Consider the following 25,015-nt stretch of genomic DNA (forward strand, 5'->3'; position numbering starts at 1 on the left):
GAAAGGGCCGAAAACCAGAGGTCAAAGCTCCGCTCACGGTGATCAGACCTCGAATCATTTTGAAATCGAGATTTGCGGCGGCTTGTTCAGCGTTGCCTTAGGGTGAAACATCCATGAAATGCACCTTTGCAGTCCTACTGCTATCCCTTCCCGCGCTATGCCTGGCGCAAGGCAGACCGAACCCGCCATGCGACGGGTGGCCGACCAACATCGCCGAAAACAGCCTAAAAAAGGCTGGCATGCTTGGCAATATCGACTATACGAAAACCCAAGCCGTGCAACTGGCGTCCGAGAAAATAGGAAAAGATGAGGATGGCGAACAGTTGTGGCGTGAGGTCTATCACATCACCTTTCACGAAAAAAACGGAAACAAGGTCAAGGTGATTGCTGTGAACGACGCTGGCGAATTTGAATGCTCAATGAGTGCCGTAGAGGTTTTTGTCGTTTCGAAGCATTTGCTGTCAAGAGTCGAGGCTGACAGAATGTTCAAGCAGATAGAGTGAGGTCCTTTGAAACCATGAAACACGCTTTTGCAGTCCTGCTGCTATCCCTTCCCGCGCTATGCATGGCGGAACCCGGACCATACCCGCCATGCGGCGACCGGTTTCCGGCCTATGTGGCCCAGATGGCGCTAAGAAAAACTGACATCCTCTCCCTGGATTTCGATGCTACGAAAACAAGGGCCGTGCGACTGGCGTCCGAGAAGATCGGTAAATATGAGGATGGCGAACCAATGTGGCGCGGGGTCTATCAGATTACCTTTGAGGAGCGAAACGGAAATAAGATCAAGCTGATTGCTGTGTACGAGATAGGCGAACTGGAGTGTACGATTAGTGACGAGCAGTTTCTTATCGTTTCGAAACAGTTGCAGCGTGGCGGCGGGGACACTCGGTACAGGCATATCGAGTGAACCGCGCCAGTTCAGACCCGGACCCGCATCGCGCGGGTCTTTTTTTGCCTGCGAGCGGCGCGTCATAAGGCTCCTGCCTCGCTCTGTTTCAGTCATTACACCCGTTGCCCGCGCGGCCTGTACGTCTGGTTCGGGTCTGTCTGTAGGCTTCCACGAGATAGTCGCCAAGGCGGGCAATCGATCCGATACCGCTTCCGGCGCGAAAGCCCCGTTGCGGGCCGCATGTAACCATCGCCCTCCCAGTCTTCGCACGCGTCGAGTACGGCCTGCTGCGTGGCGCGGAAGTGTCTGGCCGCCTCCCGCACGGTCGGATGCGAACGGATGGTTGGAGCTGATGGAGCCGGTACAGCCGGACTTGACGCAGCGGCTGCTGACGATCTTCCCGGTATCACCAGCGACGGGGATGCGACCATACGGAAACTGACCGCGTTGCAGGACTACGCGCGTAAAGCGCAGCGGCTGTGCGGCATCGATGGCAGCCGGAAATATTGAAAAAGGAGTTAGCCGTGCGCCGTTATACTCAGCTCTGCCCGTCAACTTTAAAAAATGGAGGTGTGCGTGGGCGCTCTTTCCATATGGCACTGGCTGGTGTTTGTTCTTGTTGTCGTCATCGCGGAGATTATCCCGCTATGGCTGATCCTGAAGAAGGCGGGATATGCGGGCGCCTGGTCGCTGCTCGCCTTCATTCCGGTGGTGAACGTCATTCTGCTGTGGTTCATTGCCCTGGCCCGCTGGCCTGCATTGAACGCAAGACAGTCCTGACCTGTCGCGGCCGGTCGGAATGGACGAACTGAAATGGCCAGCCGCTACCGCACCCCTTCCTACCGCCAGTACTTGCCGCAGGAACTGCTCGATGAACTGCGCGCGGTGTCGAAGGCGACCCACCGTCGGGTGCAGCAGATCGTGCGGGTGGCCGTGCAGCGTTTCCTGCGTAAGCTGCGGAGTCCGTCGTGAGCACGCCTGCCCTCACCTTCGATCTGATCCTGCGCGATGCGCAGGGCCAGTTACGTGTGCTCAGTCTTTACGACTTCGCCGCCGGGGCCGCCGCATCATCCTCGCGAAACAGCTTGTCGGCCAGATGGAATGCGGAGTTGGCCGCCGGCACGCCGCAGTAAATCGCGGTCTGCAGCAGCACCTCCTTGATCTGCTCGCGCGTCACGCCGTTGTTTTTGGCGGCACGCAGGTGCAGCGCGAGTTCTTCGCTGCGATTCAACGCCACCATCATCGCGATCGTCAGCAGGCTACGCGTATGACGCGGCAGACCTTCACGCGTCCAGATCTCGCCCCATGCGTAACGCGTGATCAGGTTCTGGAACTCCTCGGTCAACTCGGTGCGGTTCGCGAGCGAACGGTCGACGTGCGCGTTGCCCAGCACCGCGCGACGCACCTCCATACCGGCTTCGTAACGGTCTTCGTCGTTCATTTTGCCTCCGTCAGGAAGTCGAGCACGGTCTTCGTGAACTCACCGGCCTTTTCGATGTTGGAGATGTGCGAGGCATTGAGTTCGACGTAGCGCGCGCCCGGAATCGACTGCGCAAGTTCGCGGCCTTGCGCGGCCGTGGCGGCGAGGTCGTGCGTGCCGCTGATCACGAGCGTCGGCAGCTTGATACCCGGCGTTTCGGGCCGCAGGTCGGCCGCGTCGATCGCGTCGCAGTTCGATGCGTAGCCTTCCTTGTCGGTATGCACGAACACGTCGCGGATCATCGCCAGCACGACCGGCTCGCGCTCGATGAAGTCTGCCGTGAACCAGCGCGGCAGCACCGCGTCGGCGAGCGCAAACATGCCTTCGCTGCGCGCCTTCGCGGCACGCGGCACCCACACTTCCGGCGAGCCGATGCGCGCGGCCGTGTTGCACAGCACGACGCGCTCGAAGCGGTCGCCGTGACGCGCGGCGAGTGCGACGCCGGTCAGGCCGCCCATCGATATGCCGCAGAAATTCGCGCGCGCGATCTTCAGCGTATCCATCAGGCCGAGCACGTCGCCGCTCAGCTGCTCGATCGTGTACGGACCCTTCGGCGCTTCCGAATGACCGTGGCCGCGCGTGTCGTAGCGCAGCACGCGGAAGTGCTTCGACAACGCCGCGACCTGCGGCGTCCACATGGACATATCGCAGCCGAGCGAATTCGACAGCACGAGCCACGGCGCGTGGCCGTGACGATCGCCGTCGATACGATAGTGAAGCTCGGTGCCGTTGACTGCGGCGTAGGGCATGCCGGTTACTCCTTGGAATGGGCGCGCTGCGCGCGCGTGGTGTGAAGCGCCAGCGCGGCGTCGACATATGCGTGCGCCTGGCCGACGTATTGAGCGGGATCGAGCAGCTGCTTCAGGCGCTCGAGCGAAAGATGTTCGGTGACGGCCGAGTCGGCGGCGAGCACGTCATACAGCGTCTTGCCGTCGCGGATCGCCGCCTTCGACGCGCGCTCGACCAGATGATGCGCGTCGAGCCGGCCGATGGAATCGCCGAGCGCGAGCATCACCGCTTCGCCGAGGATCAGGCCGTGCGTGACGTCGAGATTCGCGGCGAGGCGCGCTTCGTTGACGTTCAGACCCGCAGCGATCTGTTCGATGTTCGCGAGCGCGCCGCCCGCGAGGCGCGCGAGATCCGGCAGCGCGTCCCATTCGGCCTGCCAGCCGCCGAGCGCGCGTTCGTGCTCCTGCACCATGCCGGCGAACACGGTCGCCACGAGGCCGGGCGCGCGCGTCGCGGCCGTCAGTACCGCCGCGCAACCGACCGGGTTGCGTTTGTGCGGCATCGTCGACGATCCGCCCTTGCCGGCCGCGGCCGGTTCGGCGACTTCGTCGATTTCGGTTTGCATCTGCAGTGACACGTCGCGCGCGATCTTGCCGAGCGTGCCGATCAGCATGCCGAACAGCGACGCCGTCTCGGCGATGCGATCGCGCTGCGTGTGCCACGGCAAGGTCGGTACCGCGAGGCCGAGTTCCTTGGCGAGCGACTGCGTGACCTGCGGCGCCGCCTCGCGCAGACTCGCGAGGGTGCCGGCCGCGCCGCCGAATTGCAGCACCAGCACACGTTCGCGCAACGCGCCGAGCCGCTCGCGATGACGCAACAGCGCGTCGAGCCATTGCGCGAACTTCAGACCCAGCGTGATCGGCAGCGCCTGTTGCAGCCACGTGCGGCCGATCATCGGTGTCGCGCGATGGGTGGCCGCGAGTTTCGCGACCGCGTCGCAGGTGGCTTGCAGGCCGCTGTCGAGCAGGCCGAAAGTGTCGCGCAGTTGCAGTACCGTCGCGGTGTCGATGATGTCCTGGCTCGTCGCACCCCAATGCACGTATTTGCCAGCTTCGGCATCGGCAGCTTTGACGCGTGCAGTCAGTTGCTTGACGAGCGGAATCGCGAGGTTGCCGCCGAGCGCGGCGTCGCGTGCGAGCGCGTCGGCGTCGAGCTGGTCGGCCTGGCAGGCCGCTTCGATCGCAGGGACGGCGGATTCGGGAATGACTTTGTGCGCGGCAGAGGCACGCGCGAGCGCGGCTTCGACGTCGAGCATCCGCTGCAGCGTGGCACGCGGCGCCCAGATGTCGTTCATCGGCTGTGTGCCGCAAAGAAGGCCAGTCAGACGGGCGCTGGAGTCGAGCATGGTGACGACGATGTTTGAGGGAATCGGAAGCGAAGAAGCGGCACGGCGCGCGGCGGTTCGAAGCAGACGCCGTGGCGGAGCAAGCGCTCGTGCCGTGCGTATGCCGCGGTATGTGCTGCGTATTGTGCGCCAAACGCGGTCAAGCCGTCGCTGAAGTTGCCAGGCCAGCGCTGACGAGGAGTTCGCCCCGTCAGCGCTGGCCCGTTCGCGCAATGCCGCTTTCAGACGAGACGCCATCGACGCGGCCGCAAAGCAGACCGCCGCCGCGACGCCTCAGCCAACCATCAGGCCGCGCGCGCGGCCTGCGTGCCGTCGGTCATCGGCACACCGGTCAGCTTCAGCAGTTCGTCGAAGCCGATGTCCGTGAAAATCTCGCGCACGACGAGGCCTTCCTTCGTGACGTCGATCATTGCGAGGTCCGTATAGATACGGGTCACGCAACCGATACCGGTGACCGGGTACGAGCACTCGGCGGTGATCTTGCTCTCGCCCTGCTTGGTCAGGTGCTCCATCATCACGTAGACCTGCTTCGCGCCGATCGCGAGGTCCATCGCGCCGCCGACCGCCGGAATCGCGTCGGGTGCGCCGGTGTGCCAGTTCGCGAGATCGCCCTTCGCCGACACCTGGAATGCGCCGAGCACGCAGAAGTCAAGATGGCCGCCCCGCATCATCGCGAACGAATCCGCGTGATGGAAGTAGGCGCCGCCCGTCAGCAGCGTGACGTGCTGCTTGCCGGCGTTGATCAGTTCGTCGTCTTCCTGGCCCTTCGCCGGTGCCGGGCCCATGCCGAGCAGACCGTTTTCGCTGTGCAGGAAGATTTCCTTGTCAGCGGCGAGGTGGTTCGCCACCAGCGTCGGTACGCCGATGCCGAGGTTCACGTAAGCGCCTTCAGGGATGTCCTGGGCAACGCGCTTGGCCATTTCATCGCGAGTCAGTTTCTTCATGTCGGTCTCCGGGTCAGGCAGCAGCGTCGTGAGGATTGGGCGTGGGGGCATGCGCCGCTTGCGGCACCGCGATCACGCGTTGCACGAAAATGCCGGGCGTGACGATTTCTTCCGGATCGAGGCCGCCGAGCGGCACCACTTCCGACACCTGCACGATCGCGGTCTTCGCTGCGCTCGCCATGATCGGTCCGAAGTTACGCGCGGTCTTGCGATAGATCAGGTTGCCCCAGCGATCGCCCTTGTACGCCTTGATCAGCGCGAAGTCCGCGTGCAGCGGCGCTTCGAGAACGTAGTGACGGCCGTCGATCAGACGGGTTTCCTTGCCTTCGGCGAGCTTGGTGCCGTACGCGGTCGGCGTGAAGAAGCCGCCGATGCCCGCCCCCGCGGCGCGGATGCGCTCGGCGAGGTTGCCTTGCGGCACGAGTTCGAGTTCGATTTCGCCGGCGCGATAGAGCGCGTCGAACACATACGAGTCGGTCTGGCGCGGGAACGAGCAGATGATCTTGCGCACGCGCTTGGCCTTCAGCAGCGCCGCGAGGCCGATATCGCCATTACCTGCGTTGTTGTTGACGATGGTGAGGTTGCGCGCGCCCTGCTCGATCAGCGCGTCGATCAACTCGGACGGCATGCCGGCCGTGCCGAAGCCGCCGATCATGACGGTCGCGCCGTCGTGGACATCGGCGACCGCCGATTGAAGTGTCTCGAAAATCTTGTTGATCATGTCGAATTTCCTTTGGGGGCGCTACGTGCCGCTGGGCTGACAGCCGTAACCGGCAAGGCTCGCGCGGAAACAGTCTCCGGGCATGCTGGCGACGGCTCGCGAGGGGGAGAGCGGGCTGGCGCCTTCGATTGCTTCGCCGCTGAATTGTTCGTTGCGTGAACAGTGATTCGTTTAGCGAACGCTTCGGCGATTATGGTTGTCCTGTGGGCGGGTTGTCAAGGCAGGGAAACCCCCTTCATCATAGGTCGCCGCGCGCGGCGGCGAAGGTCCGGGATGCCCTCGTCCAGCGCTCGCCCTGCGCGCGAAAATGCCGGCCGCGCAAAATCCCACTATGCTTATGGGCGATTTTTCAACTAGGCTTTATAGCGATACGGCATAAGCATTCCCTTGCCCTGCCCGCCCCGCGAGCCATAACAAGCATGTCCGAGACACATCTGGATCTGAACCTGATCCCCTATCTGGTCGCGATGGAAGACACGCGCAACGTGAGCCGCGCCGCCGAGCAGCTCGGTGTGAGCCAGCCGCGCGTGAGCACCGCGCTTGGGCGCCTGCGCGAATACTTCGACGATCCGCTGTTCGTGCGCACATCGAAAGGCATGGAGCCGACACCGCGCGCGCTCGCGATCCTGCCCGCCGCGCGCGACGCGTTGCTGCGCATCGAGAAAGGCATGCTCGACGTGCAGGATTTCGATCCGGCGACGAGCACGCACACGTTTTCGATCGCGCTGTCCGACGTCGGCGAAATCGTGTTTCTGCCGCGTCTTTTGCAGCTGTTCGCCGAGCGCGCGCCGTCCGCGAAACTGCGCTCGGTCACGCTGTCGCCGTCGCAAGTGGAACGCGGGCTCGAATCGGGCGATGTCGACCTCGCCGTCGGCTATTTTCCGGACCTGGCGGGCAACAACTTCTTTCAGCAGCGGCTCTTCACGCATCGCTTCATCTGCCTGATGCGCAGCGGACATCCGCTGTCGAAGGGGCCGCTCACGCTCGAGCAATACGTGGCGTCCGGGCATGCGGTCGTGCGCGCCGAGGGACGCAGCCAGGAAGTGCTCGAGCAGTACCTCGAAAAGAAGCGCATCAAGCGACGCGCGGTGCTCGAAACGCCGCACTTCATGAGCCTGCCTTTCATCCTCGCGCGCACCGACCTGCTCGCGACCGTGCCGCACGCGATCGGCTTCGCGTACGTGTCGGAGCATGCGTCGATCATGCTCGTCGAGCCGCCGCTGCCGCTGCCGCGCTTCGACCTGCGACAGCACTGGCATCGCAAGTTTCATAACGATCCGCGCGGCAGCTGGCTGCGCGGCGTGGTCGCCGAGCTGTTCAACGATGCGATGGACGAATGGCCGAAGTAGCCGTGCGCAGCACGCCCGCGACTGCCCCGGCCGCGAAACGGGCATCGGCACCTTCGGCGCAAAACATGGAACAATGACCTCAGTTACTGACCCCGCGCGCCGTGCAGCATCGACGCGCGATCCAGGAGGACGACGCATGACCAGCAGCAAGGCAAAGAAGACCAAACCCGTAGTGGCCGCCGAACGCCCGAGCCGCGAAGAAGCCGAGGCAGCCGTGCGCGTGCTGCTGCGCTGGGCCGGCGACGATCCGCAGCGCGAAGGCCTGATCGACACGCCGGCACGCGTGACGCGCGCTTACGACGAGTTTTTCGTCGGCTACCAGGTCGATCCGCGCGACATCCTCGCGCGTACCTTCTCCGAAGTGGACGGCTACGACGAAATGATCGTGCTGAAGGACATCCGCTTCGAAAGCTATTGCGAGCACCATATGGTGCCGATCATCGGACGCGCGCACGTGGCGTATCTGCCGAACCATCGCGTGGTCGGCATTTCGAAGCTCGCGCGCCTCGTCGATGCGTTCGCGAAACGGCTGCAGATCCAGGAAAAGATGACAGTGCAGATCGCCGATACGCTGAACGAGGTGCTGCAGCCGGCCGGCGTGGGCGTGATTCTCGAAGCCGCGCATCAGTGCATGTCGACGCGTGGCGTGCACAAGGCGGGCGTCACGATGGTCACGTCGCGCATGCTCGGCACGTTCCGCACCGATCCGTCGACACGGCGGGAGTTTCTGGCGATCGTCGGGAATCCGGGCGTGGTGGCGATGCCGAATGCCTGATGAGGTGGACCCGGGGACCGCTTGTGGTTCGTTGACGATGCAGCCCCCGCCCCTGCGAATCCAGCGTGCGCGCTCGCGCGCACTCTCTTCGAGCGCGCCGGCCACCTTGCGGTGGGCACGCGGGGTTGACAGTTAGTTGCGTATTGACGATTGAGGCCGATGGTCGACACCGGCCGTCCACGTATGCCAGCCCAACAGCAGCAACAGGAGCGCCTCAATTGGTCGAGTTTCCGTTGTCGGCGGTTTCAACCTGGGGCAGCGCTATCGTGTTCGTCAACGTCCTGCTGACGCGCCTCGGCGTACCGATTCCGGCCGTGCCGATGCTGCTGTTCGCGGGCTCGGCGATCGCTGCGGGCACCCTGGCGTTCTGGCCGACCCTCGGCGCGGCGGTGCTGGGCGCATTGATCGGCGACGGCACCTGGTTCGCGGCGGGCCGTCTGTATGGACGCAAACTGCTCGCGTGGCTCGGCCGCTTGTCGCCCGCCGTCGATACGAGGCTGGAAACCGCGCGCGCGCTATTCGAACATTATGGCGTGCCGCTCGTGTCGATCTCTAAGTTCGTGCCCGGCCTCGGCCTGATTACGCCGCCGCTGATGGGTACGACCGCCGTCGACATCCGCATCTACGCACTATGGGATCTGGCGAGCGTGATCGCGTGGGCGACGTTCTGGCTGCTCGGCGGCGCGGCCGTGGAACGCGAGGTGCATATGCTGCGCGCGTTCGTCGAGCAGCGCGGCGGCACGATCGCCGACATTCTTCTTGCGGTGGCGCTCGTCTATCTGCTCTACCGGCTGTATCTGCGATATTACGAACGGCGCCGGTTCACGCGAGCCACGTCGGCCCAAGCCGCGCCGATGCTGGCCGCGCCGACGCAGGCTTCATCGGCAAGTGCCGCCGCGTCGAGCATGCCGTCGCGCTGGCGGCGCTCCGGCCGCCTGCGCCGCATGGCGCCGTCCCGCGTGTTCGATGCGCGGCCCGGCGCTCCGCTGCTCGATGTGCGACGCCAGATTCCCGACGCGCGCGCGCTCGATCCGCATTCGCCTGAGCAGATCGACGGCGCGCTGCGCACGCACGACATGGTCATCTATTGCATCTGCCCGGACAGCGCGACCGCGCTCGAAGTCTCGCAACATATGCGCAGCAATGGCTACACGCGGATTCGCGCACTGCGCGGCGGGCTCGATGCATGGCAGCGGCGTGGCTTCCCGGTGGGCTTGCTGGCTCACGCGGATGGTGCGGCCGCCAATCGGCCGCGCTCGGCGTTGCTGGACGAAACGCCAGCGGCGGTGACGTTGCGCGGCTTCGCGCCGCGCAGTGCGGAGCGCGCCTGAATTGCGCTGCGTCGCGACAATCTGGGCCCGGGAAGGCGCTCACGCTCACGCGAACGAACACCTGGCGTTAAGGCGCCGCCCCGTGCGCGAGACCCCCTGCGTCGCCGAATCCTCGTCCCACTGCGCCGACCGGGTGCGATTGCGCCCTTCGTTCTTCGCCACATACAACTGTCCGTCAGCGGCGGCCATCAGCTCGAGTCCCTTCGCGACATCCGTGGCGCTCGGCAGCGCCGTTGCGCAGCCGACGCTCACCGTCACCGCCTGCGGCGCATCGTGTTCGCGCACGATGACCTGGTTTTCCACCTTGCGACGAATCTGCTCCGCGACCGCGAACGCGCCCTGCGCGGTCGTATCCGGCAGGCACCACCGCGAACTCTTCGCCGCCGTAGCGCGCGACCAGATCGGCCGAGCGCAGCGCCACGGACGCGATGCAATCAGCCACCGCGACCAATACCTCGTCGCCGCTCTCATGGCCGTAGGTATCGTTGAAACGCTTGAAGTGATCGATATCGATGAACAGCACCGACAACGGTTTGTTGTCGCGTCGCGCCCGCTTCCGGCCTTCGCCGACCTCCACCGCTGTCAGGATCGACATCGCCAACGCGACGAGCGTGCCGGCGACGCCGGCCACCCACGGGCGGTTGCCAACATAGCGGGTCATCCCGGCTCGAACGGCGTCAGGCGCAGCCGATGACGCAGCGAAAGCCCATGCGGTGCCACGCCCCTCGCCTCCTTCGCGGACTATTCTTTCGGACCGCAGCGCGGTGCGCCGTGCATTTTGGGCTGCGGATCCTCCGCGCTAGCGAGGACCGAACGCGCTCTCTCAGCCCAGTAGCTCCGACGCCGCGCGCAAGCGGCGTTTGCGTTTCCTGTCGAGCCAACCCAACGCGGCTTCGATGTGGTCCGCGTCGGCAAGCGACGCGGCATTGTCGCGCAACAGCGTTTCGCTCGCGACGGTATCGTTGAGCATGCCGAAGCGCTTCTGGATTTTTTTCAGGCGCTTGAGCGTGCGCTTATGGCTGGTTTTAAGCACCGGCCCGAAAAACTCGAACAGATAGCGCAGTTTCTTGCCCGCTTTTCTGACATCGTGAAAGGCTGCGTAATTCGAGCGTTTCGCATGGCGCGCGTTTGATGCGCTTTTTCAATGAGCGCTCCGACGCCCCTATGCGTCGAGCGGCAAATTTGCGCAGCGCAATAGCCGAATCGTGCGTGGCGTGCAGTTGCGCGGAAGTGGTGGCCAACGCATCGCGCAGCAGGTGTTTGACGTCGGCGTTCAACAACGTCTCGCGGCTGGTCGCCACTGTGTCGCGGCGCGCCTGCTCGAGCTTCGGCATCAATGCTTGCGCGCCGCTGTCTTGCTGCCTGAGCAACGCGATCAGGATGTCCCAATCGCGCGTTTTACCCGCCGCGGTGGCGAGAAACTTGTAGACCGCGCGTTGCCGGGAATTTTCGCCCTTGTCGAGCAGCGGTGCGAAAGCCCACCATAACGAACGCAAACGCCGCAGTGAAACGCGCAGTTTGTGCAGCGCTTCGGGTGACGCGTCGCCGTGCACCCCTTTGGCGAGCCGGATCGCCTCGTCGACGAGCGGTGCTGCGTAGGAAGTGAAGGCTCGCTGTGCCGGTTCGTCCTCTACCGGTTCGTCGACTGTCTCGCTGTCTTGCTTCATCGACGCTCCCCGGAAACATGACCTTACTTCCAGCGTAGCAAAAATGATGCTCAGGAGGATCGCGGCGCGTGTCAGCCGGTTCTTCCCTCACGCGTTGGCGCGTCGCGCCGGCAGCGTCTATCCTCGACCGATAGGATCGCGCGTTGCACGCTTCGGCGAGTGCTCCGGCGACGATGCAGTGTGCAGTGCGGCAAATGCCGCAAACAGACCTTAGGAGGATGTATGCGAATACTCGTTGTCGGTGCGACCGGCCTGCTCGGTTCGCACATCGTGAGGCTGCTCGCCACCGAGCATGACGTGGTCGGCGCGAGCCGCAAAGGCTCCGAACTGCACGTCGACCTGTCGGACAAACGCAGCATCGAAGCGATGTATGCGCAAGCCGGCAGCTTCGACGCGATCATCTGCGCGGCCGGCTCGGCGAAATTCGCGCCGCTCGCGGCGCTTGGCGACGAAGACTTTTCTTTTAGTCTTGCCAACAAACTGATGGGGCAGGTCAATCTGGTGCGCTGCGGCGTGGACCATGTGTCGCAAGGCGGCTCGTTCACACTGACGAGCGGCGTGCTCGCGCAACAGCCGATGGAAGGCAGCGCCGCGGTCAGCATCGTCAATGCGGGTGTCGAAGCGTTCGCTCGCTCGGCCGCGCTCGAGTTGCGAGGCAAGGCCCGCGTCAATGTGGTCAGCCCGGGGTGGGTCGCCGAAACGCTCGAATCGATGGGCCGCGATCCGTCGCAAGGGGTACCGGCGGAAATCGTCGCGCAAGCTTATAAACGCACCCTCGGTGGCAGCGCAAGCGGCGAAGTAGTCAGCGCATCGTAAGCGCAACCGAAGCCCGCTCGCCGCTCGTGCTATTCATCACTTGCTTAGTCCGGTTCGGACATCTTACTATTCCCGTCCGCCAGCCTGCGTAGCATTTACCGGCGTGAGCGGCATAGCATAGGCCGCGCCGCGCCTGCTTTTCCCGCACCCCCAATGCCGTCACGTAGTTGTCATCGTTGCGACACACAGCGAAAGCAGCATCAAGAACTCTGCGACCACTTTTTGGGGCTCACGTCATGCCGGAACTTTCGTATCCGCAACCAGGCGCCGCCAGCGGCAAAGGCCGTAACGCGGGCCTGGTTATTTTCGTTGCCCTGCTCATCGCGGGCGTCGTGTACTGCGGCGTTCATCTGATAGACGATCTGCAGCCCGTACGCGAAAGCTCGGTACTGCCGTATCTGCTGCTCGGTGTCGCGCTGCTGATCGCGCTCGGCTTCGAGTTCGTCAATGGCTTTCACGATACGGCCAACGCGGTCGCCACCGTCATCTACACCCACTCGCTGACGCCGAATATCGCGGTGGTCTGGTCCGGCACGTGGAATTTTCTGGGCGTGCTGACGTCGAGCGGAGCGGTCGCCTTCGGCGTGCTGCAACTGCTGCCCGTCGAGTTGATTCTGCAGGTTGGCAGCAGCGCCGGCTTCGCGATGGTATTCGCGCTGCTGATCGCCGCGATCATCTGGAATCTGGGCACGTGGTCTTTGGGCCTGCCGTCTTCGAGTTCGCACACGCTGATCGGCTCGATCATCGGCGTAGGTCTGATGAATCAGATGCTGCATGGTGCGAACGGCACCAGTGGCGTGGACTGGAATCAGGCGCTCGGCGTCGGCAAGTCGCTGCTGTTTTCGCCGATCGTGGGCTTTCTGCTTGCGGGCCTGCTGCTGCTGATCCTGAAGGCCGTCGTGCGCGTGCCCGCGCTGTATGCCGAGCCGAAGGGCAAGGAGCCGCCGCCGTTCTGGATTCGCTGCCTGCTGATTCTGACCTGCACGGGCGTGTCGTTCGCGCATGGCTCGAACGACGGCCAGAAAGGCATGGGGCTGATCATGCTGATCCTGATCGGTACCGTGCCCACCGCCTACGCGCTGAACAAGGCGGTCACGCCGGCGCAAACGCAGAACTTCGTCGCGGTCGCGCATCAAACCGCGGCGACGCTGTCGCGCTACACGCAGGGCGCGGCGCCTTCCGCGGATCCGCGCGCCGACGTCGAGGCCTTCGTGCGCACCCGTCAGTTGACGCCCGCCACGCTGCCGGCGCTGCAGCAGCTGACCGAGCAGATCGGTCGCCAGGTCGCCGAGTCGGGCTCGATGGCCGCGGTGCCGCAAGGCATCGTCGATAACGTGCGCAACAACATGTATGTCACCTCCGAGGCGATCCGTCTGATGCAGAAGGCCAATCAGCCGCAGTTCTCGCCCGAAGACGCGAAGATCATTGCCAACTTCAGAACCCAGATCGACCACGCGACCAAGTTCATTCCGCCGTGGGTCAAGGTGGCGGTCGCGATCGCGCTGGGTCTCGGCACGATGGTCGGCTGGAAGCGCATCGTCGTTACGGTGGGCGAGAAGATCGGCAAACAGCATCTGACGTACGGCCAGGGCGCGTCGGCTGAACTCGTCGCGATGGTCACGATCGGTGCCGCCGACCTCTACGGTCTGCCGGTGTCGACGACCCATGTGCTCTCTTCCGGCGTGGCCGGCACGATGGCGGCCAACGGCTCGGGTCTGCAATGGGCCACGGTGCGCAGTCTGATCCTCGCATGGGTGCTGACGTTGCCCGCGTCGATCGCGCTCGCGGGCGCACTGTTCTGGGTGTTCCGTTCGGTGTTCTGAGTTCGCCGATCTGGCGGGGCGAAGCAAGAAGAAAAGCGCGGTACGCTGATATACGTACCGCGCTTTTTCGTTGGCCGGCTATTTCATACGATCCGCTTTTAATACACCTCGGGCACGATCATCGACTGAGGCACCGGCTGACGGCTATAGTCTTCGTGATAGACACGCGACGGCAAGTCGATCTGCGGATGCTCGATCTCGTGATACGGCACCTGGCTCAGCAGATGCCGAATGCAGTTCAGGCGCGCGCGTTTCTTGTCGACGGCCTGCACGACCCACCACGGCGCCTCGGGGATATGCGAGCGCTGCAGCATCACCTCCTTCGCCAGCGTATAGGCTTCCCAGCGGCGCCGGCTTTCCAGATCCATCGGACTCAGCTTCCACTGCTTGAGCGGATCGCGAATGCGGTTCTGGAAGCGGATTTCCTGCTCTTCGTCGGTGATCGAAAACCAGTACTTGAGGATCTGCACGCCGCTGCGCGCCAGCATCTTTTCGAACTCCGGCACCGAGCGGAAAAACTCTTCGTATTCCTCGTCGGTGCAGAAGTTCATCACGCGCTCGACGCCCGCGCGGTTGTACCAGCTGCGATCGAATAGCACCAACTCGCCGCCCGCCGGCAGATGCGATACATAGCGCTGGAAATACCATTGCGTGCGCTCGCGATTGTTCGGCGCGGGCAATGCGGCCACGCGGCACACGCGCGGATTGAGGCGCTGTGTGATGCGCTTGATCGCGCCGCCCTTGCCGGCCGCGTCGCGCCCCTCGAAGATCACGACGAGCCGGTGCCCGGTCGCGACGATCCAGTCCTGCAGCTTGACCAGTTCTCCCTGCAGCCGGAACAGTTCGCGGAAGTACTGCTTGCGCGCCTCGCGATGCTCGGGCGTAAAGCCGTCCGGGCCGTCGATGATGCGGTCGTCGACCTCCATTTCGAGTTCTTCGTCGTAGGCATCGATGAGGTCTTCCTCGAAACGGCGTTGCCGCTCCGCCGTCAGTTCGATATCGGGTCTCGGGTCCGGCTCTTTCATTGCGGCTCTCCTCGCAACAGGAATGGGATGGCGCGCGGCGGCTAGCGCGACGCGGTCGCGTTCGATTATCGAAGCGCGAGGTGTCAGCCGTGTTACCGCGTGGGCGGCCGCTGCACATGCGTGATAACCCCATGATAGCGAGTTTGCCCCGACTTCCGCCGCTAGGGCAGCGGCCGCGCGAAGCTCAGTTCGTGGCCGTCCGGATCGGTGATATGAAAATAGCGCTCGCCCCACGGCGCATCCGACGGCGCGAACGTCGGCTGCAAGCCTGCCGCCACCGCCCTGGCATGGAACGCGTCGACGTCCGACACGTAGATGATCACGCGCCCCCACCAGTTGACCGGCGCGCGCGCATCGGCGATCAGGTTCAAATACGAACTGCCGAACGCGAACGACGTGAAGGCCTCGCGCGGACCGCCGAACTTGATCGGGAAGCCGAGCGCTTCGTAGAACGCGACGGCGCGCTGCATGTCGCTGGTGGCGAGCGTGATCGCACAGAGCGACTCGATGCGTGGACCCGGCTGCGGGGATTGCGGCGCTGAAGCGTTAGATGCGGACATGAGCAGGGTCTCCGTGGCGCGAGCGAGCGGCGAGCGACGGCCCGCCCGGGAAAGTGTCTCACGGGCAGCAGTGGCCACCGGTCTGGCGGCGCGGCCGGGACGCCGCCGACGCCCCCGCGATGCACTTGAAAACTCGCGCGGCGCCCCGCATCTCGGAGCCCGTCTATCCGGAGCATCGTTATGGGAAGCCGCCCACGCTTCATCGATGACCTGTCGAGCGCCGCATCCGACGCCCCCGGGCCCCAATCCACCGACCTTTTGACCCACGACGACGACGCGCTGCTCGACGCCTACTCCCGCACCGTGATCGGTGCACTGGAGCGCGTGCAGCAGGCGGTCGCGTTTATCGCCGTCGAACGCCGGCTGCCCGGCGACGCGTCCGCGCATGGGCGCGGCGTGCGGGGCGGCACTGGCTCGGGCTTCCTGTTCACGCCCGACGGCTACCTGCTGACCAATAGCCACGTCGTGCATGGCGCGACGCATATCCAGGTGACGCTGGCCGACGGCGCGAAGTTCGACGCCGATCTGGTCGGCGACGATCCCGGCAGCGATCTCGCGGTGCTGCGCATCGGTTCGCCGGAACCGCTGCCGCATGTCGAACTCGGCGAATCATCGAAGCTGCGCGTCGGGCAGATCGCCATTGCGGTCGGCAACCCGCTCGGGCTGCAACAGACCGTGACGACCGGCGTCGTTTCGGCGCTCGGCCGGTCGCTGCGCTCGAACTCCGGCCGCATGATCTACGACGTGATCCAGACCGACGCGGCATTGAATCCGGGCAACTCGGGCGGACCGCTGATCAATTCGGCGGGTCAGGTGATCGGCGTGAATACCGCGATCATTCCTGGCGCACAGGCCATCTGTTTTGCGACCGCGATCGATACCGCGAAGTGGGTCATCATGCAGATCTTCGCGCACGGTCGCGTGCGACGCGCGTATATCGGCGTGGCCGGCACGACGACGCCGCTGTCGCGGCGCGTGCAGCGCTACTTCGAGCTCGGCACGCAAAGCGGCGTGCGCGTGATGGAGATCGTCAAAGGCAGTCCGGCGGCGCTCGGCGGCTTGCGCACCGACGACACGATCGTCGCGATCGACGCGCAGCCGGTGCAGGATGTGGATGCACTGCAACGCACGCTCGATGCTTCGCGTATCGACAAGCCGGTCAACGTGACGGTGTTGCGCGGCGCGCAGCGGGTGGAGTTGACGGTGACGCCGGTGGAGCAGGCTGGGTGATGGGGGATTGCCGGGGGATTGCCGGGGGACTGCGGGGTGGACAGTCAGGCGCCACCCTACCGCAAACCCTACATTAGACTCTACAAGAAATAATTAAAATCCTTATAAATCAATTTATTGAACGATATAATCAACAACATCTAACTCTACATTAAACCCTACAATCCGCGATGACGACCGTCGTATCGTTCGAACCCTTGTTTCCTGAGGACCGGGTATTGGATCCGCTGATCGAGCGCACGACCGAACTCGTCGACTCATCGCAAAAGCTCCTTGCCGTAAGCGGGACGCCATTTGCCGCGGCGCTCGTCCCGCAATTGCGTGCGATGAATTCGTACTACACAAATAAGATCGAAGGCCAGCACACCACGCCCGCCAGGATCGAGGCCGCTCTCAAGCGCGACTATTCAGCTGACGTCGCCGAGCGCAAAAAGCAGCGCCTTGCGATGGCGCATATTGCAACGGAATCCTCGCTCGAAGAAGAGTGGGATTTGCTTGCGACGCCCGCCCTGTTCGAGCCCGCACGACTTACGGCCATTCATGAGCGATTTTTTTCCTATTTGCCGGTCGCTGAGAGATTTACCAGCGAGGGCGAACCAATCGTGCCGGGCGAACTTCGCAAATCGGACGTCACCGTGGGCCGGCATCTCGCGCCAGAACCTGAAATGATCGCGCCATTGCTCGATGCATGGGCCAAGCGATATGCGCGCCTACGGATCAAGGACCATCAGTTGATCGGCATCGCCTGCTCGCATCATCGGTTGGCATGGACTCACCCGTTCGCAGACGGCAATGGCCGGGTGGCACGTCTGCATTCACATCTCGCTTTACGATCGGCCGACTTGACGCATGGCCTATGGTCTCCGCTTCGCGGTCTCGCACGCGAACATGAGCTGTACTACGCAAGATTGAGCGAAGCCGACCAGACGCGCCGCAATGACCTCGATGGCCGAGGCAATCTATCCCAGGAAGGCCTGGTGCGTTTCGCGCGGTTCTTTCTCGATTGCTGCCTGGACCAGGTAAGCTTTATGGTTCGTATGACCGAGTTCGATGGCATTGCAGATCGCCTGCTCGATCTATTGCGCTACCTCGATTCGAATCCGTGGATGATCGGCTCCGAAAAATCGGTGATCAAACCGGAGGCCTCGGCACTGGCGATGGAGTTTGTGGCGACGCGGCGTGCAGTCAGCCGCGCCGAATTCAATCAGATACTTGGCGTTACTGATGTTCTGGCTCGCCGGATTACGCGCTCTCTACTTGATATTGGACTGCTCGACTCGCCTTCCCATCGCGGCAATCTCTCGTTCGGACTCCCATTGAAAAGTCTTCGATTTCTATTCCCGAGACTATGGCCCGAAGTCGATCAGGACTAGGCTGATCGTCGAAGAGAATGGCTGCAACCGGCTCTCCTCCCTACCGAACCACCCGCGCCACCCCTCGCCCGCGCGGATCGGCCGCCGCCTCCGGCTCGTCCCCATCGATCCTGATCACCTGAACATCGCCGGTGAATTCCTGCCCTTCCAGCTTGTAGCCTTTCGCCTCGAGCTGCTGGGCGAGTTCGCCCTCGATCGGCTTGTACGGCTCCGAATAGATCGTATTCGGCGGCAATAGCTGGTGATGGAAACGCATCGCGGCGAGCGCATCCGGCAACGGCATGTCGAAGTCGTAGATGTCGTTGATCACCTGGAAGATCGTCGTGAAGATCCGCGATCCGCCCGGCGTGCCGATCACGAGCGCGACCTTGCCGTCCTTCGTCAGAATCGTCGGCGCCATCGACGACAACGGGCGCTTCTTCGGCTCGATCGCATTCACGTCGCTGCCGACCACATCGAACATGTTGGCGGCGCCCGGCTTCGCGGAGAAGTCGTCCATCTCGTCGTTCAGCGCGATGCCTGCCCGATCCACCACGACGCCCGAGCCGAACGCGCCGTTCAGCGTGTACGTGTTCGACACCGCGTTGCCCCATTTGTCGACCACCGAAAAATGCGTAGTCTCCGCCTTCTCCGGCATCGAGGTCCCGAGCCCCGGCTGAATGCTCTTCGTGTCCGACGGCATATTCGGATCGACCTCGGCCGCGCGCTTGGCCAGATACGGGTCGTCGATCAGTTGCGCGACCGGCACCTTGTAGAAATCCGGGTCGCCGAGATACTGCGCGCGGTCCGCGAACACGCGCTTCTCGAGCTCCGCGATCAGATGCACGTATTGCACGGAATTGAGCGGCACGTTCTTGAACTCGGGCGCGATATCGGCCTTCATCTTCAGCAGTTGCACGAGCCCGACGCCGCCCGAACTCGGCGGCGGCGCGGTGATCACGCGGTAGCCGTTCCAGTTCGCCTGCACCGGCTCGCGCCAAACCGCCTTGTACTGCGCGAGATCGGCCTTCGTAATCAGGCCGTGGCCGCGCATCGAAGCGGCGATCAGATCCGCAGTCTTGCCCGTGTAGAAATCTTTCGCGCCCTGATCGGAAATACGCTGCAGGACCGCGGCAAGGTCAGGCTGCCTGAAGGTGACGCCCTGCTTCAGATTGCCGAAGTAGGTGTCGAAATTGGTCTTGCCCGCGAAGTTCTTCGCCGCGTCGTCGCGCAGCTTCTGCAGTTGCGGGGCGACCACGAAGCCGTCGCGCGCATAGTGAATAGCCGGCGCGAGCACCTGCTGCCATTTCAGCTTGCCGAAACGGCGCTGCACTTGCCACATGCCGTCAACGGTGCCTGGCACGCCCACCGCGCGATAGCCGACCAGGCTCATGCCTTTGATGATCTCGCCCTTGTCGTCGAGATACATGTTCTTCGTCGCGGCGAGCGGCGCGCGTTCGCGATAGTCGAGGAAATACGGCTTGTTGTCGACGTACAGCGTCATGAACCCGCCCCCGCCGATGTTGCCCGCATCCGGGAACGTGACCGCAAGGGTGAAGGCGATCGCGGCGGCCGCATCGACCGCATTGCCGCCTTCGTTGAAGATCTGCTCGGCGGCATCGGCGCTGTATGAGTCCGGCACCGCAATCGCCGAACCGGCAAGCACGGCCGGTTGCGTCTTCGCGGGCGCTTTCGCGACAGCAGGCGCCGCCTCGAGAAACCCGGTTGAAACGCAAAGGATTGCGATCAGGGCAAGACCGCTGATCGAAGCACTGGTTGAAGCTTTGACGTTGCGAAACAACTTCATGACCTCCTCATCGACGACGACGGCATCCGTATGATGGCTTACGCGCGCCCGCGACTGCCGCGCGAGATCTCATCGCCCGCGTCTCGCGGCAGCCGCCGCGTAATCGGAATCGACAGGCACGAGAACAGACCGACGACGAGAAACGCCGGCCAGAAATCGGAGAACACGATGTTCGGATGCCCTTGCACACGATGCGAAATCTGCAGCACGATGCCCGAGATCGTCACGCCGAGGCCGAGCGACATCTGCTGGATGACGCTCGCGACACTCGTCGCGCGGCCGACGTCGCTGCCCGGAATATCGGCATAGGCCAGCGTATTGAGCGACGTGAATTGCAGAGAAGGAAAGAAGCCGCCCACCAGCACGATGCACCAGATCACCCAATGCGGCGTGCCGGGAAAGAACAACCCGTACACGGCGATCGCGAGACCCGCGCACGCGGCGTTGACCATCAGCACGGTACGAAAGCCGAAGCGTTCGAGAATGCGCGACGCCACCGTCTTCATGAAGATCGAACCGAACGCGGACGCGCACGTGATCGCGCCGGCTCTGAACGCGGTCATGCCGAGCCCTTCCTGCAACGCGAGCGGCAACAGGAACGGCACGGCGCCAAGACCGATCCGAAACAGCGAACCGCCGATCACGCTCGCATGAAAACTTGGAATGCGCAGCAAACGCAGATCGAGCACCGGCAGCGCGACGCGGCTCGCATACAGCACATAAAGCAGCAGCAACACGATGCCGGTCACGCACATGCCGACCGATTGTCCCGTCGACACCAGTTCGCCGCCGACCAGCGAGAGCCCGAGCATGAACAGCGAAGCCCCGCTAGCCGACAGCGCGAAGCCGAGCCAGTCGAGCCGGCCCGGATGCGGCTCGCGCGTATTGGCGATGTATTTGTTGGTGAGCCAGATGCCGAGCAGGCCGATCGGCACGTTGATCACGAAGATCAGACGCCAGTGCAGATAGGTCGTGATAAAGCCGCCGAGCGGCGGCCCGACCACCGGACCGAGCAACGCCGGCACCGTCAGATAGTTCATCGCGCGAATGAACTCCGACTTCGGCAGCGACCGGAAGATGATGATGCGGCCCACCGGCACCATCAGCGCGCCGCCGATGCCCTGCACGAAGCGCGCGAGCACGAAGGTATCGAGCGAAGTGGAGGCCGCGCACAGCAGCGAGCCCGCCATGAAGATGCCGATCGCGGTGCGGAACACGGTGCGCGAACCGAAGCGGTCGGCGACCCAGCCGCAGATCGGGATAAAGACGCCAAGGCCGATCACATACGCGGTGACCGCAAGCTTCAGCGTGATCGGATCATGACCGAGGTCGCGTGCCAGAACCGGCAGCGACGTCACGATGACCGTGCCGTCCACGTTTTCCATGAACATCGCGCACGCGACGATCAGCGGAACGATGAAAGCGCCTAAAGCGAGCAGCATTGTCATGGCGACGGGCGGCCAGCCATCAATGGAAAGCGTCGATTATGGCATCGCGGCGACAACAAATGTTGTCGCGCGAGGGGATTTTGCCGTGTGCCATCGCGCGCTGCCGTGCATCTTCGCGCGCGGCACGGACGCCTTAGCGCGATGCGCTGACGAGCGGCTGCAACTGCGGCAGGATCTCGCTGGCGGCGCGCGCGACGTCGTTCGGAAAGTCGATCTCGATCCACGGCGCGCCGCTCACCTCGGCCGTGTCGAACACCTGGCTGCGCTCGAGCAGCAGGTCGCGCACCGCCTCTTCGTGCGGCATGTTCGCGCGGCCGCTGTCGATATAGCCCGCGACGATCTGCGTGAAGCGTCGCGCGGTTTCCTCGCGGAAGCGGAAGAAACCGACCGACTCGCCGATCGTGTCGTACTCCAGAGTGACCGCCAGCTGCTTGCGCAACTCGACCGGCACGCCGTCCTTCAGGCACAGCTTGACGGGCTCGTCGCCCGCTTCGAAATCGCGGTCGATCAGCAGACGGTTCACCGACTCGCCCGCCACCAGCGCGCTCAGGATGCGCTCGTCGTACAGCACGTCGGCGTCCATCAGCAGCACGTCGCCGCCGCGCGTCAACGCGTCGGCAACGGTATGCACGGTCAGCACGCTGCCAAGATCGAAGCGCGGATTGAGCACGGTCTCGACCTTGTGCGGCCAGTCGATGCGCGCGAGTTCCGCCTGCACGGATTCCGGCTGGAAACCGAGCGCCAGCACGACGTCGGTCACGCCGGCGGTTTTGAGCATCTGCAGATGCCGTTCGAGCAGGCTCATGCCGTCGAACTGCAACAGGCATTTCGGAAACTGGGCTTGCGGCGGCTGCTGGAGACGCAGGCCGAGGCCCGCTGCGAGAATGATTGCGCGCATGCGCGGTCCTTTGAAAAAAGTACGGAGGTCAATCGGCAACCGGCACGCGCCGTGGAGCGCGCCGCCGTTGCCAGCTTCGTTCGCTGAAGTGCAATACAAGCAGGCCCGGCAGGCCCAGCAGGAGTTCACGCGCACGCTTGGCGAGCGACAACGCCAGCGCCGCGTCGGGTGGCAAACCCACCAGCGGCGCGAGCAGCAGATAGCCGCCCTCCTGCACGCCGAGCGAGCCCGGGATCATGAAGGCCGCGCCGCGAATCGCCTGGCCGATGCTTTCCAGCAGCAGCGCGTCGATCCAGCCGACCGGATGACCGAGAAAACGCAGCGCGAGCCATACCTCGGCCGTGCCGACGACCCATCCCACGAGGCTCAGCGCAAAGCTCGCCGCCACGCGGCCGCGCTCGCGGTACAGCGACTGCACGGCGGCATCGACGGCTTCCGCGCGCGTCATCAGCGACGACCAGTCGCGCTTGCCGAACACCTTCGACACCACGCCCAGCAGCCGGCCGAACAGACCGCGCCGCTGGGCGAAATAGAACGCGGCGATGAGCGCGCCGAGCACGCCGGTCGCAATCAGCGTTGCGGTGCGCAGGTCGTGCAGCGTGCCATGCGCGGCGTACGCGCCGAACATCGCGAGGCCACCGAGCGCGAACATGATTTGCGCGAGCGCCTGCCAGGTCGTGCTGACGGTGATCGCGGCGGCCGCGTCGCGCAGCAGCATGCCGCGCTGCGACAGTTGACGCACCATCACCACCGGGCCGCCGATCTGCCCAGCGGGCAGCAGGCTATTCACCGACTCGCCGATCCAGCGCGCGGACAGCGCATTGCGCAGCGAGGGTTCGGCTCGTGCAGCGCTCGTCGCGCCGCTGGTTGCACCGCTTGCCGGACCTTCATGCGCACCGTCACGCGAGGGGTGGTCGCGCCTGAACAGCACGGCGATCGCAGCCGCATCGAGCACGAGCGGCACCACGTGGAACGCGGCGACGACCGCGAGGCCCCAGCCGGCTGCGAGCAAGGTCGACGCCACCGAGCCGAAGCCCTGCCAGGCGAGCAGGCCGACGAACAGCGCCGAGCCGATCGACAGCAGAAGCAAGGCCGCCCGACTCACGCGGCGTCCTTGCCGCGCGAGGCCATCTGACGGAACACCTGGCGGAAACCGAAGTACGCGATCGCGTCCTTCATGTTGGAAAGGAAGCGGCGCCACGGCCGCATGTTGGGATCGGTGACGTATTCGAACGTCAGCGACACACGCATCTCGTTCGGCCCGGCCGGCGTGATGCGATGACGCAGCTTGTCGCCATCGAAAAACACGAGGCCGCCCGGCGGAATCTGCACCGAGCCCGGCTGGTCCGGCACCTCCGGATTGCGCGTATGCAGTTCGTAGTCGAGCCGGCACGACGATTCGTCGATCACGCCGAGCAGCAGCGTGTAGCGGCGTCCCTCGTAATACGAAGTATCGTAGTGCCAGCCGATATGGTCGCCGGGGCGCGTGTAGTAGTAGAGCGCGTAGGCGTGCGGATCGTCGGCGGGCGACACCTGCAACTGATCGCCGCTCAGCTGCTCGAGCCAGCCGATCAACTCCTTCGAGCGATACAGCTCCGCGATGAACGGCGCGAGACGGTCGATCGTATGGCGGCTGACACTGCCGCCCTGCTTGTGACCCGGCAGATAGTTGCGGTTCACTTCGTCGAGCAGCGAGCGCGCGCTGTGTACCAGCTGCGCGGTCACTTCCGGCGCGAGGAAATCGTCCAGATACAGAAACGCGTCCTGCGCGGCGAAGTCTTTACGCAGACGCGCGTTGTCGAACGTGCGGGTACGGCTCGCGACCGCGCGGTCGGCATCGGGCGCGGGCGTGAGCGCCGCGACGGGCGTGCCTGACGACACGGGCGCGATCACGTCGTCTTCGGCGTGCAGATTCATTTGCTGGCCCACTGTTGACGGGATTCAGACGCGCTGGCGGCCTTGGCCGTCGGGCGAGCGCTACGGCGCGCGACGCGCCAGTAGTCGATCACCACCCATACGGCGAACAGCGGCGCGCCGATCGACGCGACCACCACGAACGGCGCGACGACATTCGTCAGCGTGACGATGGGCAGCAGGTACAGCACGTCCTCGGTTTCGAAGCCCCCCATCGACGCCTGCTTCGTGCCGGCCTTGCCGACCATTTCCTCGATCCGCATGCGCAAAAAGAAGATCAGGGCGACCGCGACACCAGCCACCGCGCCGAGCACGCCGGGCGCGAGCTTCAAAGCGTCGATCTGCGCGCCGCCGACACCGATACCCATGCCGACGAACAGCATCACGGTCACGAGCGCATCACAGGCGAGGTCGTAAAAATGACCGATGCGGCTCGACTTGCCGCCCACTCGCGCGAGTTCGCCGTCCGTGTGATCGACGAAATTCGACAGGACGATCAGCAGTGCGCCCGCATTGGCCCACGCGAATCCCCCGTGCGCAAGGCACAGCGCGCCTGCGACGCCGATCAGCAGGCGCAGCGTGGTCAAATGGTTCGGGGAGACCCAGGTGTCGACTAGCGGTGTCACGAGCCGGCGGGCGAGCCGGGCGTCCCACGTACGTGGCGGCGGAACGTTGATTGGAGGTCGGGGTTGCGAAGTCATAAGGCGGAAATATATACGGGATTCCGAAAGCTTGCTGTTATGCCATACGTTGCTCTGCAATTTGCAGATGCCGTTCGTGTGTCCGTCACAAAGCGGAATTCACCGAATCGCTGTAAAGTGCGAATCCAGTTGTGCCAGTCACGCGGAA

Annotated in this window: 24 protein-coding genes and 2 pseudogenes; 11 read left to right on the plus strand and 15 right to left on the minus strand. The window is 64.1% G+C overall.

The window, feature by feature from the left end; all coding sequences use genetic code 11:
* Nucleotides 1-113 precede the first annotated feature (113 nt).
* The 4 genes from HWY30_RS33115 to HWY30_RS33130 all read left to right on the plus strand — a co-directional run bounded on the left by HWY30_RS33115 (nt 114) and on the right by HWY30_RS33130 (nt 1,864).
* Nucleotides 114-503 (plus strand): hypothetical protein, encoded by a 390-nt coding sequence (locus HWY30_RS33115; RefSeq protein ID WP_090807257.1) that lies wholly within the window; start codon nt 114-116, stop codon nt 501-503.
* A 14-nt stretch (nt 504-517) separates the two neighbouring features.
* On the plus strand, nt 518-910 hold the full coding sequence (locus HWY30_RS33120) for a hypothetical protein (RefSeq protein WP_090807259.1): 393 nt from the start codon (nt 518-520) through the stop codon (nt 908-910).
* 558 nt (nt 911-1,468) lie between these two features.
* On the plus strand, nt 1,469-1,672 hold the full coding sequence (locus HWY30_RS33125) for a Sec-independent protein translocase family protein (protein ID WP_008922557.1): 204 nt from the start codon (nt 1,469-1,471) through the stop codon (nt 1,670-1,672).
* A 33-nt stretch (nt 1,673-1,705) separates the two neighbouring features.
* The gene (locus HWY30_RS33130) at nt 1,706-1,864 is read left to right on the plus strand and encodes a hypothetical protein (RefSeq protein ID WP_167368722.1); all 159 of its coding nucleotides are present in this window, start codon (nt 1,706-1,708) and stop codon (nt 1,862-1,864) included.
* Between the two features lie 67 nt (nt 1,865-1,931).
* Here the strand turns inward: HWY30_RS33130 and pcaC are convergent, their stop codons facing one another.
* The 5 genes from pcaC to HWY30_RS33155 all read right to left on the minus strand — a co-directional run bounded on the left by pcaC (nt 1,932) and on the right by HWY30_RS33155 (nt 6,171).
* Nucleotides 1,932-2,333, minus strand: a complete 402-nt coding sequence (gene pcaC, locus HWY30_RS33135) for a 4-carboxymuconolactone decarboxylase (RefSeq protein ID WP_090807261.1) — start codon at nt 2,331-2,333, stop codon at nt 1,932-1,934.
* Nucleotides 2,330-3,121 carry a 3-oxoadipate enol-lactonase gene (pcaD, locus tag HWY30_RS33140; protein WP_090807263.1) on the minus strand — a complete coding sequence of 264 codons (792 nt, stop codon included), beginning with the start codon at nt 3,119-3,121 and terminating at the stop codon, nt 2,330-2,332. The genes pcaC and pcaD overlap by 4 nt, the downstream gene beginning before the upstream one ends.
* A 5-nt stretch (nt 3,122-3,126) precedes the next feature.
* Nucleotides 3,127-4,506: a 3-carboxy-cis,cis-muconate cycloisomerase gene (locus tag HWY30_RS33145; RefSeq protein ID WP_090807265.1), complete on the minus strand. Its 1,380-nt coding sequence runs from the start codon at nt 4,504-4,506 to the stop codon at nt 3,127-3,129.
* Nucleotides 4,507-4,790: 284 nt separating this feature from the next.
* Nucleotides 4,791-5,450 (minus strand): 3-oxoacid CoA-transferase subunit B, encoded by a 660-nt coding sequence (locus HWY30_RS33150; protein WP_018423570.1) that lies wholly within the window; start codon nt 5,448-5,450, stop codon nt 4,791-4,793.
* A gap of 13 nt (nt 5,451-5,463) precedes the next feature.
* Entirely contained in the window at nt 5,464-6,171 is a 708-nt protein-coding gene (locus HWY30_RS33155) for a 3-oxoacid CoA-transferase subunit A (RefSeq protein ID WP_062131411.1), read from the minus strand.
* Nucleotides 6,172-6,590: 419 nt separating this feature from the next.
* Here HWY30_RS33155 and HWY30_RS33160 point away from each other — a divergent pair, with 419 nt between their 5' ends.
* From HWY30_RS33160 to HWY30_RS33170, 3 genes are all read left to right on the plus strand, one after another.
* Nucleotides 6,591-7,520, plus strand: a complete 930-nt coding sequence (locus HWY30_RS33160) for a LysR family transcriptional regulator (RefSeq protein ID WP_090807267.1) — start codon at nt 6,591-6,593, stop codon at nt 7,518-7,520.
* 136 nt (nt 7,521-7,656) lie between these two features.
* A complete protein-coding gene (gene folE / locus HWY30_RS33165; protein ID WP_090807269.1) occupies nt 7,657-8,295 on the plus strand; it encodes a GTP cyclohydrolase I FolE in 639 nt (212 codons plus the stop codon).
* A gap of 218 nt (nt 8,296-8,513) precedes the next feature.
* Nucleotides 8,514-9,626, plus strand: a complete 1,113-nt coding sequence (locus HWY30_RS33170; RefSeq protein WP_090807271.1) for a VTT domain-containing protein — start codon at nt 8,514-8,516, stop codon at nt 9,624-9,626.
* 45 nt (nt 9,627-9,671) lie between these two features.
* On the opposite strand, the pseudogene HWY30_RS33175 reads toward HWY30_RS33170, so the two are convergent.
* Together HWY30_RS33175 and HWY30_RS33180 are read right to left on the minus strand one after the other, a co-directional pair.
* Nucleotides 9,672-10,182: pseudogene (locus HWY30_RS33175) on the minus strand (GGDEF domain-containing protein); the annotation flags it as partial.
* 267 nt (nt 10,183-10,449) lie between these two features.
* A pseudogene (locus HWY30_RS33180) lies at nt 10,450-11,293 on the minus strand (CHAD domain-containing protein).
* Nucleotides 11,294-11,515: 222 nt separating this feature from the next.
* Between HWY30_RS33180 and HWY30_RS33185 the strand changes: the two are divergent.
* Nucleotides 11,516-12,109, plus strand: coding sequence for a short chain dehydrogenase (locus HWY30_RS33185; protein ID WP_090807273.1), 594 nt, complete (start codon nt 11,516-11,518; stop codon nt 12,107-12,109).
* A gap of 236 nt (nt 12,110-12,345) precedes the next feature.
* On the plus strand, nt 12,346-13,932 hold the full coding sequence (locus HWY30_RS33190; RefSeq protein ID WP_090807275.1) for an inorganic phosphate transporter: 1,587 nt from the start codon (nt 12,346-12,348) through the stop codon (nt 13,930-13,932).
* Between the two features lie 98 nt (nt 13,933-14,030).
* On the opposite strand, the gene ppk2 is transcribed toward HWY30_RS33190, so the two are convergent.
* Nucleotides 14,031-14,957 carry a polyphosphate kinase 2 gene (gene ppk2 / locus HWY30_RS33195; protein ID WP_090807277.1) on the minus strand — a complete coding sequence of 309 codons (927 nt, stop codon included), beginning with the start codon at nt 14,955-14,957 and terminating at the stop codon, nt 14,031-14,033.
* 161 nt (nt 14,958-15,118) lie between these two features.
* Nucleotides 15,119-15,517, minus strand: coding sequence for a VOC family protein (locus HWY30_RS33200; protein WP_090807279.1), 399 nt, complete (start codon nt 15,515-15,517; stop codon nt 15,119-15,121).
* Nucleotides 15,518-15,697: 180 nt separating this feature from the next.
* Here HWY30_RS33200 and HWY30_RS33205 point away from each other — a divergent pair, with 180 nt between their 5' ends.
* Together HWY30_RS33205 and HWY30_RS33210 are read left to right on the plus strand one after the other, a co-directional pair.
* The gene (locus tag HWY30_RS33205; RefSeq protein ID WP_090807281.1) at nt 15,698-16,747 is read left to right on the plus strand and encodes a S1C family serine protease; all 1,050 of its coding nucleotides are present in this window, start codon (nt 15,698-15,700) and stop codon (nt 16,745-16,747) included.
* Nucleotides 16,748-16,965: 218 nt separating this feature from the next.
* On the plus strand, nt 16,966-18,120 hold the full coding sequence (locus HWY30_RS33210) for a Fic family protein (RefSeq protein ID WP_244145105.1): 1,155 nt from the start codon (nt 16,966-16,968) through the stop codon (nt 18,118-18,120).
* A 40-nt stretch (nt 18,121-18,160) separates the two neighbouring features.
* Here the strand turns inward: HWY30_RS33210 and ggt are convergent, their stop codons facing one another.
* The 6 genes from ggt to HWY30_RS33240 all read right to left on the minus strand — a co-directional run bounded on the left by ggt (nt 18,161) and on the right by HWY30_RS33240 (nt 24,867).
* The gene (gene ggt / locus HWY30_RS33215; protein WP_090807284.1) at nt 18,161-19,906 is read right to left on the minus strand and encodes a gamma-glutamyltransferase; all 1,746 of its coding nucleotides are present in this window, start codon (nt 19,904-19,906) and stop codon (nt 18,161-18,163) included.
* A 38-nt stretch (nt 19,907-19,944) separates the two neighbouring features.
* On the minus strand, nt 19,945-21,348 hold the full coding sequence (locus tag HWY30_RS33220) for an MFS transporter (protein ID WP_090810228.1): 1,404 nt from the start codon (nt 21,346-21,348) through the stop codon (nt 19,945-19,947).
* A gap of 139 nt (nt 21,349-21,487) precedes the next feature.
* Nucleotides 21,488-22,252, minus strand: a complete 765-nt coding sequence (locus HWY30_RS33225; RefSeq protein WP_090807286.1) for a phosphocholine cytidylyltransferase family protein — start codon at nt 22,250-22,252, stop codon at nt 21,488-21,490.
* A gap of 28 nt (nt 22,253-22,280) precedes the next feature.
* A complete protein-coding gene (locus HWY30_RS33230; protein ID WP_090807288.1) occupies nt 22,281-23,357 on the minus strand; it encodes a lysylphosphatidylglycerol synthase domain-containing protein in 1,077 nt (358 codons plus the stop codon).
* Nucleotides 23,354-24,169 carry a HalD/BesD family halogenase gene (locus tag HWY30_RS33235; protein WP_090807290.1) on the minus strand — a complete coding sequence of 272 codons (816 nt, stop codon included), beginning with the start codon at nt 24,167-24,169 and terminating at the stop codon, nt 23,354-23,356. Before HWY30_RS33235 ends, HWY30_RS33230 begins: the two co-directional genes overlap by 4 nt.
* Entirely contained in the window at nt 24,166-24,867 is a 702-nt protein-coding gene (locus HWY30_RS33240; protein WP_090807292.1) for a CDP-alcohol phosphatidyltransferase family protein, read from the minus strand. Before HWY30_RS33240 ends, HWY30_RS33235 begins: the two co-directional genes overlap by 4 nt.
* Nucleotides 24,868-25,015 lie beyond the last annotated feature (148 nt).

The sequence above is a fragment of the Paraburkholderia tuberum STM678 genome (assembly GCF_902833905.1).
Taxonomy (GTDB): Bacteria; Pseudomonadota; Gammaproteobacteria; order Burkholderiales; family Burkholderiaceae; genus Paraburkholderia; species Paraburkholderia tuberum.